This window comes from Paraburkholderia sp. GAS333 (assembly GCF_050435665.1).
Lineage (GTDB): Bacteria > Pseudomonadota > Gammaproteobacteria > Burkholderiales > Burkholderiaceae > Paraburkholderia > Paraburkholderia fungorum_A.
The window spans coordinates 49,244-66,993 of record NZ_JBNDKS010000004.1; the positions used below are offsets into that span (position 1 = coordinate 49,244).

15 protein-coding genes are annotated in these 17,750 nt (G+C 62.7%); 10 read left to right on the forward strand and 5 right to left on the reverse strand.

Going from position 1 to position 17,750, the window contains the following annotated elements:
• Positions 1 to 16 precede the first annotated feature (16 nt).
• The 4 genes from ABH945_RS22360 to ABH945_RS22375 all read left to right on the forward strand — a co-directional run bounded on the left by ABH945_RS22360 (position 17) and on the right by ABH945_RS22375 (position 3,436).
• Positions 17 to 445, forward strand: coding sequence for a (R)-mandelonitrile lyase (locus ABH945_RS22360; protein ID WP_429251972.1), 429 nt, complete (start codon positions 17 to 19; stop codon positions 443 to 445).
• Complete coding sequence (locus ABH945_RS22365) at positions 442 to 1,425, forward strand: aldo/keto reductase (RefSeq protein WP_429251973.1); 984 nt, start codon at positions 442 to 444, stop codon at positions 1,423 to 1,425. The genes ABH945_RS22360 and ABH945_RS22365 overlap by 4 nt, the downstream gene beginning before the upstream one ends.
• Positions 1,426 to 1,460: 35 nt before the next feature.
• Positions 1,461 to 2,201, forward strand: coding sequence for an SDR family oxidoreductase (locus ABH945_RS22370; protein ID WP_074769201.1), 741 nt, complete (start codon positions 1,461 to 1,463; stop codon positions 2,199 to 2,201).
• A 482-nt stretch (positions 2,202 to 2,683) separates the two neighbouring features.
• Complete coding sequence (locus tag ABH945_RS22375; RefSeq protein ID WP_429251974.1) at positions 2,684 to 3,436, forward strand: AraC family transcriptional regulator; 753 nt, start codon at positions 2,684 to 2,686, stop codon at positions 3,434 to 3,436.
• A gap of 62 nt (positions 3,437 to 3,498) precedes the next feature.
• Here ABH945_RS22375 and ABH945_RS22380 read toward each other — a convergent pair whose 3' ends face one another.
• Entirely contained in the window at positions 3,499 to 5,085 is a 1,587-nt protein-coding gene (locus ABH945_RS22380; protein WP_429251975.1) for a DHA2 family efflux MFS transporter permease subunit, read from the reverse strand.
• Between the two features lie 336 nt (positions 5,086 to 5,421).
• Between ABH945_RS22380 and ABH945_RS22385 the strand changes: the two genes are divergently transcribed.
• From ABH945_RS22385 to ABH945_RS22395, 3 genes are all read left to right on the forward strand, one after another.
• Positions 5,422 to 6,081, forward strand: coding sequence for an alpha/beta hydrolase (locus ABH945_RS22385; RefSeq protein WP_074769195.1), 660 nt, complete (start codon positions 5,422 to 5,424; stop codon positions 6,079 to 6,081).
• 188 nt (positions 6,082 to 6,269) lie between these two features.
• Positions 6,270 to 7,322, forward strand: coding sequence for a rod shape-determining protein (locus tag ABH945_RS22390; RefSeq protein ID WP_429251976.1), 1,053 nt, complete (start codon positions 6,270 to 6,272; stop codon positions 7,320 to 7,322).
• Positions 7,323 to 7,551: 229 nt separating this feature from the next.
• A complete protein-coding gene (locus tag ABH945_RS22395) occupies positions 7,552 to 8,415 on the forward strand; it encodes an alpha/beta fold hydrolase (RefSeq protein ID WP_429251977.1) in 864 nt (287 codons plus the stop codon).
• 230 nt (positions 8,416 to 8,645) lie between these two features.
• On the opposite strand, the gene ABH945_RS22400 is transcribed toward ABH945_RS22395, so the two are convergent.
• Positions 8,646 to 9,047 carry a hypothetical protein gene (locus tag ABH945_RS22400; protein ID WP_074771145.1) on the reverse strand — a complete coding sequence of 134 codons (402 nt, stop codon included), beginning with the start codon at positions 9,045 to 9,047 and terminating at the stop codon, positions 8,646 to 8,648.
• A 428-nt stretch (positions 9,048 to 9,475) separates the two neighbouring features.
• Between ABH945_RS22400 and gltA the strand changes: the two genes are divergently transcribed.
• Together gltA and ABH945_RS22410 are read left to right on the forward strand one after the other, a co-directional pair.
• Positions 9,476 to 10,774: a citrate synthase gene (gene gltA / locus ABH945_RS22405; RefSeq protein WP_074769191.1), complete on the forward strand. Its 1,299-nt coding sequence runs from the start codon at positions 9,476 to 9,478 to the stop codon at positions 10,772 to 10,774.
• 340 nt (positions 10,775 to 11,114) lie between these two features.
• Positions 11,115 to 13,397 carry an amylo-alpha-1,6-glucosidase gene (locus ABH945_RS22410; RefSeq protein ID WP_074769189.1) on the forward strand — a complete coding sequence of 761 codons (2,283 nt, stop codon included), beginning with the start codon at positions 11,115 to 11,117 and terminating at the stop codon, positions 13,395 to 13,397.
• Positions 13,398 to 13,481: 84 nt separating this feature from the next.
• Here the strand turns inward: ABH945_RS22410 and ABH945_RS22415 are convergent, their stop codons facing one another.
• Both ABH945_RS22415 and ABH945_RS22420 read right to left on the reverse strand, forming a co-directional pair.
• The gene (locus ABH945_RS22415) at positions 13,482 to 13,913 is read right to left on the reverse strand and encodes an SRPBCC family protein (RefSeq protein ID WP_429251978.1); all 432 of its coding nucleotides are present in this window, start codon (positions 13,911 to 13,913) and stop codon (positions 13,482 to 13,484) included.
• A gap of 1 nt (position 13,914) precedes the next feature.
• A complete protein-coding gene (locus tag ABH945_RS22420) occupies positions 13,915 to 14,949 on the reverse strand; it encodes an aldo/keto reductase (protein WP_429251979.1) in 1,035 nt (344 codons plus the stop codon).
• 106 nt (positions 14,950 to 15,055) lie between these two features.
• On the opposite strand from ABH945_RS22420, the gene ABH945_RS22425 reads away from it, so the two are divergent.
• Positions 15,056 to 16,021, forward strand: coding sequence for a LysR family transcriptional regulator (locus ABH945_RS22425; protein ID WP_429251980.1), 966 nt, complete (start codon positions 15,056 to 15,058; stop codon positions 16,019 to 16,021).
• Here the strand turns inward: ABH945_RS22425 and ABH945_RS22430 are convergent.
• A complete protein-coding gene (locus tag ABH945_RS22430) occupies positions 16,018 to 17,673 on the reverse strand; it encodes a ShlB/FhaC/HecB family hemolysin secretion/activation protein (RefSeq protein ID WP_429251981.1) in 1,656 nt (551 codons plus the stop codon). The genes ABH945_RS22425 and ABH945_RS22430 overlap by 4 nt on opposite strands.
• Between the last annotated feature and the right edge of the window lie 77 nt (positions 17,674 to 17,750).

Consider the following 17,750-nt stretch of genomic DNA (forward strand, 5'->3'; position numbering starts at 1 on the left):
ACGGCAAGGAGCGCCCATGCAAATCACCCAATGCGGTTCGCAGCCATCCACGACGGGGTCGGCGGACTATTTCACGGGAACGGTCAGGGTCGACGCGCCGTTCGCAGGCGAGGAGCCGGCGCGAATCGGCGGCGCCACCGTCACGTTCGAGCCGGGCGCGCGGACTGCATGGCACACGCATCCGCTCGGTCAGACGCTGATCGTGACCGCAGGCCGTGGCTGGGTGCAGCGCGAAGGCGGACCGGTCGAGGAAATCAGGCCGGGAGATACGGTCTGGATCGCCCCTGGCGAGAAGCACTGGCACGGCGCGACCCCGAACACGGCAATGACGCATATCGCCATCGCTGAAAAGCTGAATGGCAGTCCGGTCGACTGGATGGAGAAGGTCACGGACGAGCAGTATCGGACCCACATGAACGCAAGCGATCAAGGAGTTGCACGATGAAAAAACGTATTCTCGGAAAGAGCGGGTTGGAAGTGTCGGCGATCGGGCTGGGCTGCATGGGGCTGAGCTACGGTTACGGCCCGGCAACCGATAAAGCCGATGCGATCACGCTGATCCGGTCGGCCTACGAGCAGGGCGTTACCTTTTTCGACAGCGCCGAAGCGTACGCGCAGGGCGCGAATGAGGAACTACTGGGCGAAGCGCTGGAGCCGTTCCGCGATCAGGTCGTGATCGCGACCAAGTTCGGTTTTGAAGGCGGCGACGTGCAGAAGGGCGTCAACAGCAAGCCCGACAATATTCGCGCGGTCACGGAAGCGGCGCTCAAGCGGCTCAGGACGGATCGCATCGACCTGCTTTACCAGCATCGCGTCGATCCCGACGTGCCGATGGAAGACGTCGCCGGGGCGGTCAAGGACCTGATCCAGCAGGGCAAGGTCAAGCATTTCGGCATGTCCGAAGCGGGCGTTCAGTCGATCCGCCGGGCGCACGCGGTGCAGCCGGTGGCGGCGCTGCAAAGCGAATACTCGCTGTGGTGGCGCGAGCCGGAGAAAGAGATCCTGCCGCTGCTCGAAGAACTCGGCATCGGCTTCGTGCCGTTCAGCCCCCTCGGCAAGGGCTTTCTGACCGGCGCGATCAACGCCAGCACCGGCTTCGATAAAACCGACTTCCGCAATGTCGTGCCGCGTTTTTCCGAAGAAAACCGCAACGCCAATCAGGCGCTGGTCGATGTGCTCAAGCAGATTGCTGTGAGTCTGAACGCGACCCCGGCGCAAGTCGCGCTCGCGTGGCTGCTCGCGCAAAAGCCGTGGATCGTGCCGATTCCGGGCACGACAAAACTGCATCGGCTGGAAGAGAACGTCGGCGGGGCGGCTATCGAACTGACGGCCGCCAATCTGAGCGACATCGACGCCCAGCTCGCGAACGTCACGGTGCAAGGCGACCGCTATCCCGCCCATCTTCAGGCGCGGGTCGGCAAGTAAGCCGTCTCCGTCGATCACGCACACAGAGGACCAACATGTCGGAAAACATTGCAGGCAAGGTTATCGTCATCACCGGCGCGAGCAGCGGGCTCGGTGAAGCAGCCGTGCGCCGCCTGGCCGCGGGCGGCGCGAAGCTGATCCTCGGCGCGCGCCGGGTCGAGCGGCTCAAGGCGCTTGCCGTCGAACTCGGTCTTCCCGAAGACGCGGCAGTCGAAACGGACGTCACCGACGCCCAGCAGGTCAAGGCGCTCGTCGACGCTGCGGTCGCGAAATATGGCCGCGTCGACGTGCTCATCAACAACGCCGGTCTGATGCCGCATTCGCCGCTGGAGCGCGGCAAGATCGACGATTGGGACCGGACGATCGACGTGAACATCAAGGGCGTTCTGTATGGCATCGCAGCCGCGCTGCCTCACATGACGCGGCAGAAGAGCGGGCACATCATCAACGTGTCGTCGGTGGCGGGTCATAAGGTCGGCAAAAACAACGCCGTGTATTGCGCGACGAAGACGGCGGTGCGGGTGCTGTCCGAGGGACTGCGGCAGGAGGTCAAGCCGTACAACATCCGCACGACGATTATTTCGCCGGGCGCGGTGCAGTCCGAACTGCCGCAGAGCGTCACCGAAGCGGACGTGGCTGCGGGCGTCGCCGACTTCTACGAGAAGTTTGCGATTCCGGCCGATAGCTTCGCCCGCATGGTCGCGTTCGCGATCGAGCAACCTGACGATGTGGACGTGAACGAAATTCTGTTCCGTCCGACCGCGCAGGAGGTTTGAAGCGGGGGCGGGGCCTGGAGGAAGAATCGTGGTTTTTAAACGCGAATGGTCGGCGGCGCGCAGCAGTCGGACTGCGCGGCCGGGCCTCCCCGTGGTGCCGCAGGCGAAGTGCGCGCTATCAGCGCGCACACATTCAAACTGACGGTTATTTGACCGCCATCTCTTTCCCTATCACTCGTCCGCATTTCTAAAGAAAGCGGCTAGATCGCAGAGGACTGCGTCTGGCTGTTCTTCTGGACGACAGTGTCTGCGGGAATCGTTCGTGCGGCGTCGGACTTCGTTGAAGAACATGCCGGCATCAGACAATGCGACCCATGTGCTACGAGTCATGGGCGCAGGACGGTCCAGTTTGCTGGCGTGTCTCATCGGCAACGCAAAGAGATCAATGACACGTCGCGATGCCCTCGTCGCCGTAAGAAAGCATGGGCGCAACCGTGCTAATCTTGCTGCCTTTCCCGACGCAACAGGGCAAAACGGACGCCATGAACGAAGCCCTCGATCCCGACGGCATCGAACAAGCGGTTTTCGTGGTCGGCACACACCATGAGACGCTGGACGAGCCGTGGCACACGCATCGCCGCGCACGGCTGATTTACGTCGGCGACGGCGTGCTGACCGTGCGCACGGAAAACAGCCGCTGGGTCGTGCCGCCCGGGCACGCGGTCTGGATCGTCGCGCACGCGCTGCACAATCTGTCGGCGACACGGCCGGTCAAGTTGTATTCGCTCTACGCGAGTACGGACGCCGCGCCGTTGCCCGCGCAAAGCGGCGCGGTCTCGACCGATGTGCTCGTACAGGCGTTGCTGGACACCGCCGCCGCTCTGCCGCTCGACCACCCATTCGATGAAGCCGCCGCCCGTCTCGTGCAAGTGCTGCTTGACCGTCTGCCGACGTTGCCGCGCGCGCCGCTGGAATTGAACTGGCCACGCGATGCGCGCATCCAGCGAATCGCCGATGCGCTGAGCGCCGATCCGGCGCAGTCCGCGATACTTGAAGACCTGGCGGTGGCGGCGGGCGTGACGGCTCGTACGGCGGCGCGTCTGTTCGTCAAGGAAACGGGGCAGACGTTCGGTCAGTGGCGCCAGCAACTGCGCCTGCTGATCGCGCTTGAGCATCTCGGTGCGGGAGCCAGCGTCTCGCAGGTGGCGGTTGAAGTGGGCTACACCGACGTGTCGTCGTTTATCGCGGTGTTCCGCGACGCGTTCGGCGACACGCCCGCGCGTTTTTTCCGCTGACGCGGCGCGCAGCGCAGCGCCTTAGCGCGCGCCCATGAAGCGAAGCGCAGAAACCGTCACGCTCAATGCGCGCCAGCCGCATCCGGTCCGCCGCCGCCTTTGGCCGGCCGCGTAATCCAGATCAGCGGAATGATCAGAATGAAAATGATCGCCGATATGAAGAAAATATCGTTCAGCCCCATCATCGCGGCCTGCGTATTCACGGTGAAATCGAACAGCGCGTGCGCCGACAGCGGATTCAGATGCAGCAGCGTTTGCGTCGTATCCATCTGCTGATTGAACAGCGGATTGTTGATCGACGCCTGCTCGGTCAGTCTCGCGTGATGCAGCACCGTGCGGTTGTTCCACTCGTTGCCCGCGATCGACGTGCCCACCGCGCCGCAGAACACCCGCGCGAAATTCGACAGACCCGCCGCCGCCGGAATCTTGTTCGGCGGCTGCCCTGACAGGATGATCGACGTCAGCGGCACGAAGAACAACGCCATGGGAATGCCTTGCAGCAGCGTGGGCAACACCAGATGCCACGTATCGATTTCGATCACGTACTTCGAGCGCATGTAGAACACGATCGCGAAGCCGACGAACGCGAGCGTGGCGATCACGCGCGCGTCCGAGCGCGGCAGCACGCGGCCCATCACCGGCGCGAGCAGCACGGCGAACACGCCGAGCGGCGCGGTGACGAGACCGGCGTCGACAGAACGGTAGTTCAGGTACTCCTGCATCCATTGCGGTAACAGCACGAGGTTGCCGAAGAACACGCCGTACGCGACCGAAATCGCAATCGTGCCGCCGAGAAAATTGCGCTGCTGGAACAGCCGCAAATCGACGATCGGATTGGGTTCGGTCAATTCCCACACGAGGAAAAACGCGAAACTGATCAGCGCCGTAATGCCGAGAATCACGATCACCGGGGACGAAAACCAGTCGAGGTCCTTGCCCTTGTCGAGCATGACCTGCAGCGACGCAACCCACGTAATCAGCAGACCGAGGCCGACGAGGTCGATCGGAAGCTTGCGGGTGGGCGACTCGCGCGTGCGATAGATCATCCACGTGACGCCGGCCGCGAAAATGCCGACCGGAATGTTGATGTAGAAGATCCACGACCAGCTATAGCTGTCGGTAATCCAGCCGCCGAGCGCCGGGCCCGCAATCGGGCCGACAGTCGCCGTCATCGCCCACAAAGCGAGCGCGGTGGACGATTTCTCCTTCGGATACGAGCCGAGCAGAATAGCCTGCGACAGCGGAATCAGCGGACCGGCCACGGCGCCCTGGAAAATCCGCGCGAGCAGCAGGATCGGCAGCGTGGGCGCGATCCCGCACAGCCACGATGCCAGCACGAACGCGAGGATCGCGCCGACGAACAGCTTCACCTGGCCGATACGCTGCGTGAGCCAGCCGGTCAGCGGAATCGACACCGCGTTGGCCGCCGCGAACACGGTGATGACCCACGTGCCTTCGTCGACGGAAACGCCGAGGTTGCCCGAGATGGTCGGGATCGCGACGTTTGCGATCGACGTGTCGAGCACGTTCATGAACGTGGCAAGCGCGACGGCAATGGTGGCCAGAACCAGTTTGCCGCCTTGCAGGGGCGGCGGCGGCGAGGGTGGCGTCGGCGACGCGGAAGCGGGCGCGGCGTTGGGCTGGCTCAAGGGGTTCTCCGGATCGGGGTGCTGCGAATGTCGTGGACGGACGGTTGATTTCCTGCGGGCGCGCTGCTCAGTCGATGCGCGCGGCGCCAGGTCCGTCGAATGCTCGCAAAAGCATACCTGTATTCGGCTTTCGGCGTCGTCGGCGCTGCAGGCCCGGCGGCAGAAACAAATCTGCCAGCGTATGCTCGCGGCTGGGGTCGTCACGGCTGCAGCGGATCGATCCGCCGCCACGTGATACGCGAAATGCGAAACCCGACACGCAAGGCGCAGATCGCCGCGCGTGGGCGCGCAACGAATCATTCATCAACAGAAGTAAGCGATAGAAAGGAAACAGTTATGGCCTGGGAGCAATTCGAACATGGCTGGCGGCGCGCACCCGCCGCCGCGCCGGCCAGGGGCCTCGTCGTGCTGATGCACGGCGTCGGCAGCAATGCGCGCGATCTGATGCCGCTCGCGGACATCTGGAGCGAGAGCCTGCCCGACGTGGCGTTCACGTCGCTCGACGGCACCGATCCGTTCGACGGCGGCTTCGGCGGCCGTCAATGGTTCAGCCTGCGCGACGTTACGCCCGGCAATCGCGAGGCACGCGTGGCCGCCGCCTATCCGGCGCTGCGCGGCATGCTCGAAGCCGAACTCGCGCACTGGCAGGTGCCGTTCGGCCGCCTCGCGCTGGTCGGCTTCTCGCAAGGCTCGATCATGGCGATGCACCACGTCGCGACCAGCGCGGAAGGCGCGGCGGGCGTCGTCGCGTATTCGGGGCGGCTCGCTTCGCCGATCACCGCGCAGAACGGTACGCCGCTCACGCTGATCCACGGCGAGGACGACGAAGTAATCCCCGTCAAGGAACTCGAAGACGCCGCCGACGCCTTCAGCCAGGCCGGCTACACGATCGACGCGTACGCGTTGCCCGGCATCGGCCACACCATCAACGCCGACGGCGTGGCGCTCGGCCACGAAGCGCTGGAACGCGCGCTGGGCGCTTTGTCGCGCGGTTGACACGGCCCTGAATAAAAGCGGCTCTAAAGATTTCGATCTGCTTGTCGTTAACTGCTCATTAGCATGAAAATCACCCGCCGCTTCGCGGAGCGCACCACGCCTTGGCAGGCGTACCGTGCGATCCGCGTGACCGGGGGTGCATTTCATACTGCCTGAACGGGCGGATAACGACACATCAGAGCCTTCATATGGCCAGACCAACGCCGTATTACCCGCTTTTCGAGCGGCTTTTCCGTCATTCCGTGGCGATGGATCTCGGCACGGCCAACACCCTTATCTATACCGACGACGGCGGTATGCTGCTCAATCAACCCTCCGTTGTCTGTTTCCAGAACGACTCCGCTGCCGGACCCCGGCGCGTTGCCGCGGTCGGCACCGAGGCTCGCCGGTTGCTCGGCCGCGCGCCGCGCAACGTCGAAGCCGTGCGGCCGCTGCGCCATGGCGTGATCGCCAATTACTCCGCCGCCGAGCACATGATCCGTCAGTTCGTCCACATGGCGCGGCCACGGCCGTTCTTCAGCCGCCGCGCCGCGTTCACGCTGTGCGTACCGGCCGGTGCGACTCAGGTCGAATTGCGGGCGATCCGGGAAGCCGCTGTCGCCGCGGGCGCATGGAAGGTGAGTCTGATCGGCGAATCGCTGGCGTCGGCGGTCGGCGCAGGTTTGCCGGTGTCGGACGCGACCGGCTCGATGGTGGTCGACATCGGCGGCGGAACGACTGAAGTCGGCGTGATCGCGCTGGGCGGCACCGCGTATAGCGGCTCGATCCGCGTGGGCGGCGACACGTTCGACGCGGCCATCGTCACCTATGTGCGCAATCTGTATGGCGTGCTGCTGGGCGAACAGACCGCCGAACACGTGAAGAAGAGCATCGGTTCGGCGCTGCGCGACGTGCCGCGCGAATACATGAACGCGACCGGACGCAGCGTCGACGACGGCCTGCCGCGCACGGTGCAACTGAGCAACCAGGATATCGCCGAGGCCATCGACGGGCCGTTGCGTCAGGTGATCGGCGCAGTCAAGCGCGGACTCGAAATGGCGCCCGCCGAACTGGTGACGGACATCGCGGACAACGGCATCGTGCTGACGGGCGGCGGCGCGTTGCTTAACCACCTCGGAACCCGTTTGACCCAGGAGCTTGGACTCGATGTGCGCGTCGCCGACGAACCGCTGACCTGCGCGGTGCGAGGCGCAAGCGCGGCCGCTGCCCGAGGTTTGCTGGATGACGCGGCGTTTGAATAAGATGCTTCGATGAAGGCTTTTTGTCAGCTTGCGCGAGGTGAGGAGAGGCGACGCGTGCGCACGATCTCGCTTCTGACATGCTGCAATTGACTGTGTGACAATAGCCGCCGCGCTGCAATTCAACGCGCGCGGGAGAGAACAGTCGACGGAACGTCCGTCTCTTTTAACCACGTTCGATTCTTGCTCGCGCAACGCTTGCCGAAGCTGATGCGCTGCATGTGAACCGCCCGTGAATCAACCTGTTTCCGCTTCGTCCATTTCATCGTCTTCGCCGTCTTTCATCGAATTGCAGAACGGTTTGCGCATGCCGTATATCGAAGCAGGCGAGGGCGAACTGCTGCTGTTCGTGCATGAATCGCTGTGCGATTACCGCTACTGGCAACCGCAACTCGACGGGCTGTCGAAGCAGTATCGCTGTGTCGCGGTGAGTCTGTCGCATTACTGGCCGCAGACCGCGACCGCACCCGGCCATCCGTTCAGCTGGAGCGCGCACACCGACGAAGTCGCGGAATTTATCGACCGTCTCGGTGCTGGAGCAGCGCATGTGGTCGGGCATTCGCGCGGCGGCTCGGTCGTGTTCCAGCTGGCGCGGCGTCATCCCGAGCGGGTGCGCACGTTGACGCTCGCCGATCCGGGCGGCCAGTTGCGGATAGCGGGTCAGCCGGCCTCGCGTTTTCCGGAGAAGGTGAACGCGTTGCGCGCGAAAGCGGCGCAACTGATCGAAACGGGCGATGCGGAAGGCGGCCTGAACCTGTTCGTCGATTCGGTCAGCCGGCCCGGTTCATGGGCGATGAGCACGCCCGCCTTCCGCAGAATGGCTACCGATAATGCGCACACGCTCGCGCTGCAATTGCAGGACCCGTTGCCGGGTTACGCACAGGAGCAGGCGGCCGAGGTGCGCTGCCCGGTTCTGCTGATCGACGGAGAGAAGAGTCCCGATATGTTCCGCAGGACGGCGGCGACGCTGCAAACGTGGCTACCCGATGCACGTCGCGAGACGGTGCGCGGCGCGTCGCACGGGATGAACCTCGCGCATCCGGGTGCATTCAACCGGTTTCTCGACGGCTTTATTAAAGCGGCGAACGCGCAATAAGCGATTGAATATCGACGCGATGAACTGCAGCTCGGTCGTGCAGTTCATGCAGTGAAAGCGCGCGCTGCAAATGCACTGCGCGCCTGCTTTTAATGCACGCGTGTCGATCCGCTTGAGTCGCTCATTCAAACAATCAAACGACTCGATCTATTCGCGCTATTCAACTCGGGCACTCAACCCCGAGTGCCCGATCTTTCCGATTGCTGGCGCTAGCCTGTCAGCGCCAAACCTCAGGCCTTGCGATGCGCGTCCTTATCGAGCGCGACTTCCGCTGCTTCGCCAACGAGGCCGTGATAGTACAGATGCACGCCGATCGCGAGCGAGTCGTTGCGAATTTCGTGGAACGCTTTCCACGCCTTCACAGGGTCCCTGAACAGCAGATAGTGCGCTTCTTCAGCGATCAGATCCGCGACTTCATGCAGACCGTGGCCGCGCATGACATTCACGAGCGTATCGAGACTGCGATGCGTGCGTGCGTCGGTGCGCGGGTAGAGCATGTGCAGTACCGCAACGTCCTGCTTCTTGAGCGCTGCCGACAAAGCAACCACGATGTCCTGGTGATTCAGCGCGGTGACAATGTTGTCTTCCGTGTGGACATGATCCGGAAACAGCGTTTCGAGAGAGGCATTCATCTGGTCCATCCTGTTCTTTTAGCTGATTAAAAAAGCCCGCCGTAGGACGGCGGGCCAAAGACAGCGTGTGAGTTACTAGGGGAAGCAAAACACGCAACCAGTATCGCAGATGCACACGGGTAAACGCAGCTTGACTACCGCAAAACATTGTTGCTGGCAATGCTCTAACTTTCATTTAGCTGGCAATCGGGCTCAAGCTGCTGCTTTCTTTTGCAGGCGATGTATCCGGAGCCTTGCCAGGCAACGAATGTTGCGCCAGCCGAGATGGATTGTTGCGACGTTTCGTCGCAATCAAAGGCCCTCTGGACCTTAGAATGCCAACCGGAGCCTGAGCATGCATTGCGCCAATCCATGTATCGCAAGTTCATACGATACGAAGGCCGCGCATGCCGGCACGAGTGCGATGTGAAAGTAAAAGGAACGCATTGATGAATTCGAAGACACACGCAACGCTGAGCTTTTCCGACAGCGACCAGACAATCGAACTGCCGATCTATCAAGGCTCGCTTGGACCGGATGTGATCGACATCCGCAAGCTGTACGGCCAGACCGGCAAGTTCACGTACGACCCGGGCTTCATGTCGACGGCGGCATGTAACTCCGCCATCACCTACATCGACGGCGACAAGGGCGAGTTGCTGTATCGCGGCTACCCGATCGAGAACCTCGCGCAGAACGCCGACTTCCTCGAAAGCTGCTATCTGTTGCTGAAGGGCGAACTGCCGAACGCAAAAGAGAAGGAAGAGTTCGTCAAGACCGTGACGAATCACACGATGGTGCACGACCAGATGCACTTCTTCTTCCGCGGCTTCCGTCGCGACGCGCATCCGATGGCGATTCTGGTCGCTGCAGTCGGCGCATTGTCGGCGTTCTATCACGACTCGCTCGACATCAATAACGCAGAGCACCGCGAAATCTCGGCCGTGCGCATGATCGCGAAGCTGCCGACGCTGGTCGCGATGGCGTACAAGTACACGGTGGGTCAGCCGTTCGTTTATCCGAAGAACGACCTGTCGTACAGCGCGAATTTCATGCGCATGATGTTCGCGAATCCGGCCGAAGAGTACCAGGTCAACGACGTGCTGGTGCGCGCGCTCGACCGCATCCTGATCCTGCACGCAGACCACGAACAGAATGCGTCGACCTCGACCGTGCGTCTTGCGGGTTCGTCGGGCGCGAATCCGTTCGCGTGTATCGCAGCGGGTATTGCATGTCTGTGGGGCCCGGCGCACGGCGGCGCGAACGAAGCCGCGCTGAACATGCTCGAAGAAATCGGCTCGGTCGACAACATCCCCGAGTTCATCGCGAAGGTGAAGGACAAGAACTCCGGCGTGAAGCTGATGGGCTTCGGTCACCGTGTGTACAAGAACTACGATCCGCGCGCGAAGCTGATGCGTGAAACCTGCCACGAAGTGCTGGAAGAACTGGGTCTGCATGACGACCCGCTGTTCAAGCTCGCCATGGCGCTGGAAAAGATCGCTCTGGAAGACGAATACTTCGTGTCGCGCAAGCTGTACCCGAACGTCGACTTCTACTCGGGCATCGTGCAGCGCGCACTGGGCATTCCGACCGCGATGTTCACCTGCATCTTCGCGATGGCGCGTACGGTGGGCTGGATTGCGCAATGGAACGAAATGATCGCCGATCCCGAACAGAAAATTGGCCGTCCGCGCCAATTGTTCGTCGGCGAAACGCAACGTGAAGCGAAGCCGATCGCACAACGATAAACCGGCTTTCAATGCGCTTCTAGCGCGTTTTTAACGCTTCAAACGCTCGGGCTGCCACCGGCCCGGCATCCACGCGGCGCTCCCCACAAAGGAGCGCCGCGCTGCGTTTACGCGCACAAATCCCTGCACGTCCTGTGCCACTAAAAAAACTGAAACTCCCCTGTGATAAGTTCGTCTGACGCGAACAGACCCTCTACAATCGGAAGCGACCGGGTGCGGCGCGGCATTACAAGGCAGCAGGCAGCAGCAGACAACGCCAGGCGGCACACCCAGCGGTAATCGAATGTGAGGCCGGACGCACAAGCGCGAACGTACAAGCGAATTCATAGGAGTGACCCTGATGCAGCAGCCAGAAGCCCTCGGTGGCGTGTCCCTTGCGGGCGGTATCGATCACCGCGAGCCCGAACCGGACGGCGTATTCATCCCGACGGAAAATCTCAATGTCGCGAGTGCGGCCCAACATGTGCTGAAGTCGGGCGATACCTTCATCGTCAACGACCCGCTCGGCGATATCACCGGTCATGACGACGGCCTGTTCGTCAACGACACCCGCGTTCTGTCGCAATTGCGTCTGACCTTCGGCGGACGCGCGCCGTCGCTGCTGTCGGGCAGCGTCAGCAGCGACAACACGTCATTCACCGCCCATCTGACCAACCGTCCGTTGCCGCCGCTCGGCGGCGACAGCACGCCGGAAGGCGTGATCCACGTCGAGCGGGTGCGCGTACTGTCGGGCACCGTGCTCAACGAGGCCATCGAACTCACGAACTACGGCACGAGCGACGCCGTGGTGCCGCTGTCCATTTCGTTTTCCAGCGACTTCCGCGACATGTTCGAAGTGCGCGGTCTGAAGCGCGACAAACAGGGGCGCATAGAGCCGGCGCGTATCGAGAATCGCGAGGTGCTGCTGAGCTATCTCGGCCTCGACGATGTCACGCGTAACGTGCAGATCGCGTTCTCGCCGGAACCCGACAAGCTGTTCGCCGACCGCGCCGACTACACGGTGAAACTGCCGGCGCAGGCGTGTGTGTCGATTTATCTGTCGGTGTCGGTGCAGGTGGTCGCGAATAACGCCGACCGGCCCGGTGCCGACGTCTCGCAACCGATGCATGCGTTAAGCGAAGGTCATCTGTCGCAAATCGATGCGGAGCGTCCGCGTGTGGGCCGTGCCGCCGTGCGCGCCGCGCTGGTCGACGCGCACCTGGTGATGCGCGAACGTCGCCGCGCCACGGCGCGCGTGCGCTCCAGCAACCCGCTGTTCAACGCGTGGATCGACCGGTCGCTCGCCGACCTCGGCCTGCTGACCACCGACCTCGCCACCGGTCCGTATCCGTATGCGGGCATTCCGTGGTTCTCGACGCCGTTCGGCCGCGATGCGGTCATCACATCGTTGCAGACACTGTGGATGCAACCGGAGCTTGCCGCAGGCGTGCTGCGTTTTCTGGCCGAGCATCAGGCGCGCGAGAACTCGCCGTTCCGCGATGCCGCGCCCGGCAAGATCATGCACGAGATGCGCAAGGGCGAAATGGCCGCCGCCGGCGAAGTGCCGTTTGCGCTGTACTACGGCGGCGTCGATACCACGCCGCTGTTCGTCGTGCTGGCCGGCGCGTACGCAGACCGCACGGGCGACCTCGCGCTGATCGACGAATTGTGGCCGGCACTCGAACGCGCGACGCAGTGGGTCGCGGGCGTGTGCGACAAGAACCGCTACGGCCTGCTCGACTACCAGCGCGAGTCGGATGGCGGTCTCGCGAATCAGGGCTGGAAAGACAGTCACGATTCGGTCTTTCACGCTGACGGACGCTTCCCCGACGGCCCGATCGCGCTGGTCGAAGTGCAGGCCTACGCGAGCGCTGCGTTCGACACGATGGCGCGCTTCGCGAAGTTGCGCGGCTTGCGCGAACAGTCGGCGCAATACAGCGAACGCGCGAAGAAAATCCGTCAATGCGTTGAAGAAAAGTACTGGATGGAAGAGTCCGGCTTTTACGGCATCGCGCTCGACGGTCATGGCGAACTGTGTCGCGTGATGGCGTCGAATGCGGGGCATCTGCTGGCTTTCGGGCTGCCTTCGCGGGAGCGCGGCGAGTCGGTGGTGCGCGCGCTCGATTCCACGCTGTTTCATACCGGATGGGGTGTGCGTACGCTGGCGGCGAGCCAGGCGCGTTTCAACCCGATGGCGTATCACAACGGCTCGGTCTGGCCGCACGACAATGCGCTGTGTGCGCGCGGCTTGTCGCATTACGGCGGCAAGGCGTCGGCGGTGCGGCTGTTGCAGGCGCTGTTCCAGGCAGCCGTGAATTTCGACATGCGTTTGCCCGAACTCTTCTGCGGCTTTCCGCGTCGACGGGGCGAGCCGCCTACCGCATATCCGGTCGCGTGTCTGCCGCAAGCGTGGGCGGCGGGGTCGCCGTTCATGATGCTCGAAGCGTGTCTCGGCATCACGATCGATGCCGAACGGCGCGAAGTCGTGATCGAACAGCCGATGCTGCCCGAAGGTATCGACTGGCTCGAAATCGGCGATTTGCGGGTCGGCGATTCGTCGGTGTCGATCACGTTCCGCCGGATTGGCGAGAAGGTGGTGGCGTCGGCGGAACAGGGCGATGTGCGGGTAGTGGCGCTGCTTTGAGCCTGAAGTGAAGCGGGTTGAAAGACCGTCCAGATCATGGACGGTCTTTTTATATCTGCGCCAGCCCGCTACAAAAAGCAGTTTTTAGTCGATCGATGATCGAGTCGCGAGCGACTGCTTCAACGCGGCAAGACCTTCCACGTAGATACCGTGAAAGAGTTCCGTCACTTCGTTGTCGCTGACGCCGACAGGCGTAAAACTCCCCGACCATTGCACGACAGATGCCTCCTTGCCCGCAACGTCCTGCACGCTAAGCGTGGCGAGATAGTCCTTCGCGGGAAACGGTGCTTGAACGAAAGAGTAGCTGTACGAGCGGCCTTTTTCGTCGAAAGCCTCCAGGCGCTCGACAATCGTCTCGCCGTCGACCGTCTTCAGATTCCTCACTCGACCGCCTTCGCTCAACTCGCTATGCGGGACGAACGGCAGCCAGTCCGGCAGCGAGTTGAATCCGCCAATCAACTGCCATACACGGCTCGCGGAAACGGGAACTTCGATAGAAGCAAAGGTAGTCGCCATCTCATACTCCCGCTGCGTTTGAAGGCGAAGGCGAAGGCACAGGCGCATCGGCCGCGATGAGTTTTTCTTCGCGCAATTCATGCCAGAAGCCTGCCGGAATGATCGCCGACAGCGCGGCGAAATCTTCCGTGATCCGTTCGGGACGGCTAGCGCCCGGAATAACCGCAGCGACAGCGGGATTAGCCAGCGAGAACTGCAAAGCAGCGGCTTTCACGCTCACGTTGTGGCGCTGCGCGATTGCGTTGATGCGCGCGACCTTCGCCAGAATCTCCGGCGAAGCCTTCTGATATTCGAAGTGCGTGCCGCCAGCGAGCACACCCGAGCTGTACGGACCGCCGACCACGATATCCACGTCGTGGCGCGCAGCCGCAGGCATCAGACGCTGCAGCGCACGCTCATGATCGAGCAGCGTGTAGCGGCCGGCCAGAAGAAACGCGTCGGGTTGCGCTTCGCTCAGGTCGAGCGTCAGTTCGCACGGCTCCACGCGATTGACGCCGAGTCCCCACGCGTTGATCACGCCTTCGTCGCGAAGACGCGTCAGCACGCGAAACGCACCCTTGCGCGCGATGTCGAATTGCGCGAGCCATTCGTCGCCATAAAAATCCTGCGCGATATCGTGGACCCAGACGATGTCGAGGCGGTCGGTATTCAGGCGCTTGAGGCTGTCTTCGATCGAGCGCAGCGTGGCGTCGGCGGAATAGTCGTTGACTATCTTGTTCGGGCGGCCGTGCTCGAACAGGCCGCCTTTCTCGCCGAGATCACGGCTGGCCGGTTCCTCGATTTCGTCGAGGATCAGACGGCCGACTTTTGAACTCAGCACATAGTCGTCGCGACGGTGTTTTTGCAGCGCCGCGCCGAGCCGGATTTCGGCCAGACCCGCGCCGTAGAACGGGGCGGTGTCGAAAAAGCGCACGCCGTGATCCCACGCGGCGTCCACGGTGGCCATCGCCTCGGTTTCGGGGATATTGCGGTACATATTGCCCAGCGGCGCCGTGCCGAAGCCCAGCTTGCCTTGCAGTCGATTTCTGATTCCCATGATGTTTCCCTGCCTGATAACTCTGTGAAGGTGAGGCAAGTTTAGGGTGGCGCTGTCAGTCCGTCCAAGACATAATTGGCTAAGGTTATGTCCTGTGGAGTCTTAAGTGCTGGATATTCGTCAGCTTCAATATTTCGTCGCCGTCGCGGAAGAAGAGCACGTGGGCCGCGCCGCGGAACGTCTGCACATTTCGCAATCGCCGTTGAGCCGCCAGATTGCGCAACTGGAGGAGCGGTTGGGTCTGACGCTGTTCGAGCGCAGCCAGCAGCGCATTCGCCTCACTGCGGACGGCCGCACGTTCCTGGCCGAAACGCGTGCGCTGCTGACGCACGCCACCCGTCTCGAATCGCTCGCGCGCAGGTTGGGGCGGGGCGACGAAGGCGGGCTGTGCATCGGCTATCTGGAAAACGCGATGCACTCCGGCGTGCTGTCCGACGCACTGCGCACGCTTCGGGAAACGCGGCCTGCCGTGCATATCGCGCTTTACAACATGCAGTCGGTCGATCAACTGGAGGGCTTGCGGCAGCGCAGTCTCGACATCGCACTGGTGTGCGAGCCGCCGGTCGGCGACGATCCCGACCTCGACAGCGCGCTGTTGCTCAACGATCCCATGTTGCTCGCGCTGCCGGATTCGCATCCGCTGGCGACGGCGCGCGATCTCACGCCCGACTCACTGGCCGCGCTCGACTGGATAGCGGTTTTGCAGAAAGAGGGCGCGTTGAAGCACGACAACTTTGTCGCCGCGTGCGCGCGAGCCGGTTTCACGCCGAGGATTTCGATGGAAGCGACTGAGCCGCTCACCGCGTTGGGGCTGGTTGCCGCCGGACTCGGTTCGACGATGATCCAGAGCGGGCTGCGTCGTCAGGCGCCTGTGGGCGTAGTGCTGCGCGAGGTCCCGTGGATGACGTATCGCACGCCGCTATGGGCCGCCTGGCATAAGGTGAATCTGCGGCCGCTGGTGGCGATATTTCGCGAGGTGCTTCTGGGCAATGCGCGGGAAATCAATGCGCGGGAAACGGGAGCGGCGATCAACCTCCCGCACGCCGCGAATGTCACGACAACGTCAGACTAGAACGACTTGCGCGCCTGCAACCAGCAATGCACGGAAGTGTTGGCATTCGTGCCGAGTATTTCCGGCGTGCGTCCGAACGGAAACGCGACGCTGGCCGTAACGAGTAGCTTGTAAGGCCCGTTCCACTGCACGCCGAACCCCGCGCTGCTCAGTTGACCCGTGTTGGGCCCCGGCACGAACGTGTTCTTGAACAGCTGCACCCAGCCGGTATCGACGAACGCGGAAAACTGCCAGATACCGGGGATCTGCTGAAACGTCATATCGTGCCGGTATTCAAGCGTCGCGAAATAGCCGCGCGAACCCGACAGGACACCTACGTCGTAGCCTCGCACGCTATCCGGGCCGCCGAGGTAGAACTGTTCCGACGTGTCCAGGTTCTTGCTCGCCAGTTGTCCTGAGAAGCCGAAGTAGAGGGCGTCGTCGCGCGCGAGTTGCTGCAGACGCGACATCGACAATGCGAGCTTGACGTAATGACCCGCGGTGTCCGCCCCGAGCTGATCGATGATGTCAGTCTGGAGATTATTCGCGGAGAGCACGCCATACGTCATCGCCAGATGCGCGTTGATCACGCCGGTTGCATCGAGTTCATCGCCTGCCAGCGTGGTCGTCACGCTGTTCGTGTGACGGTCGTTCTGCAGCCCGATCACGTCGATGTTGTCGTTGAGTCTTCTGAAGTCGTACTCGACCTGTCCATACAGATTGCCGCGCGTATTGCGGATCAGCGGCTGCGCGAGCACCACGCCGCCCACGAAGGCCGACCCATGCGATTCGAGATCGGACAGATCGTTGCCCAGGTGGTAGTCGAGCGCCGACACCGTGGCACCGAGCGTCGTGCCCTGACCGTTGAGCAGGTAGCGATAGTCCATGCGTCCGTAGGTCATGCCGTGGCCCGATGTCAACGCGCTGAAGTCGAGCAGATCGCCCTGATTGAACGGCCCGTTGATGTTGAGATTGGCGCTGCCGCGCACGCGCCCGCTGTATGGGTCGCCGAAGTTGTCGACCCCGGCGTCGCCGGTAAAACGCTGCGCCGGCGTCACGCCGACGAGCAGATCGGAGGTGCCCACCTCGTCGCCTGGCCGTAGCGTCGAGTTCACCTGCGCCCCGGGGATGTCCTGAAGCAGCAGCAACGTGCGTTCGAGCGTGAATTCGCTGACGGGCTGCCCGGACTGGAGAGCCGCGAGCGTGCTGTTCAGTACTCGGTTCGATACCGCGCTCTGATTGTTCATCGACACCGCGCCATAGCGTGCCTCGGCAACGTCGATCCGCACGATCCCGTTGTCGATCGTTTGCGCCGGCACGTAGGCGGTGGCGAGCGGAAAGCCATGCTGGTGATACACGTCGCTGATGCGCTCGGCTAGCGCATTCAGATCGCTCAGCGTGAGGTCGCGGCCTTCGCTCGACGCCACGACCTGATGCAGCAGTTCGGTCGGCAGTTCCGTGTTGCCGGTGATCTCGATCGTGCGGACCGGGAAAGTTTTCGTGTTGTCCGCCGGGGCCGCGTTCTGCGGCTGGATCGTCAGGTCGAGATTCGAGGGCGGCGGCTGAACCGGGCGTTGCGGCACCTGCTGAAGCAGCTGGCCGCTGCCACTGTTCGGGGGTGTCGTCGCGCGGACCTGAGCTTGCGCGGCAAGCGCGGCCGTGGCAAGAGCCATGGCGACACAGATTCGGGTTCTGCGTAAGCGGTTCGTGCGAATCTCGGTCATGTCGACGGTTCGAAGATGTCGTGGGC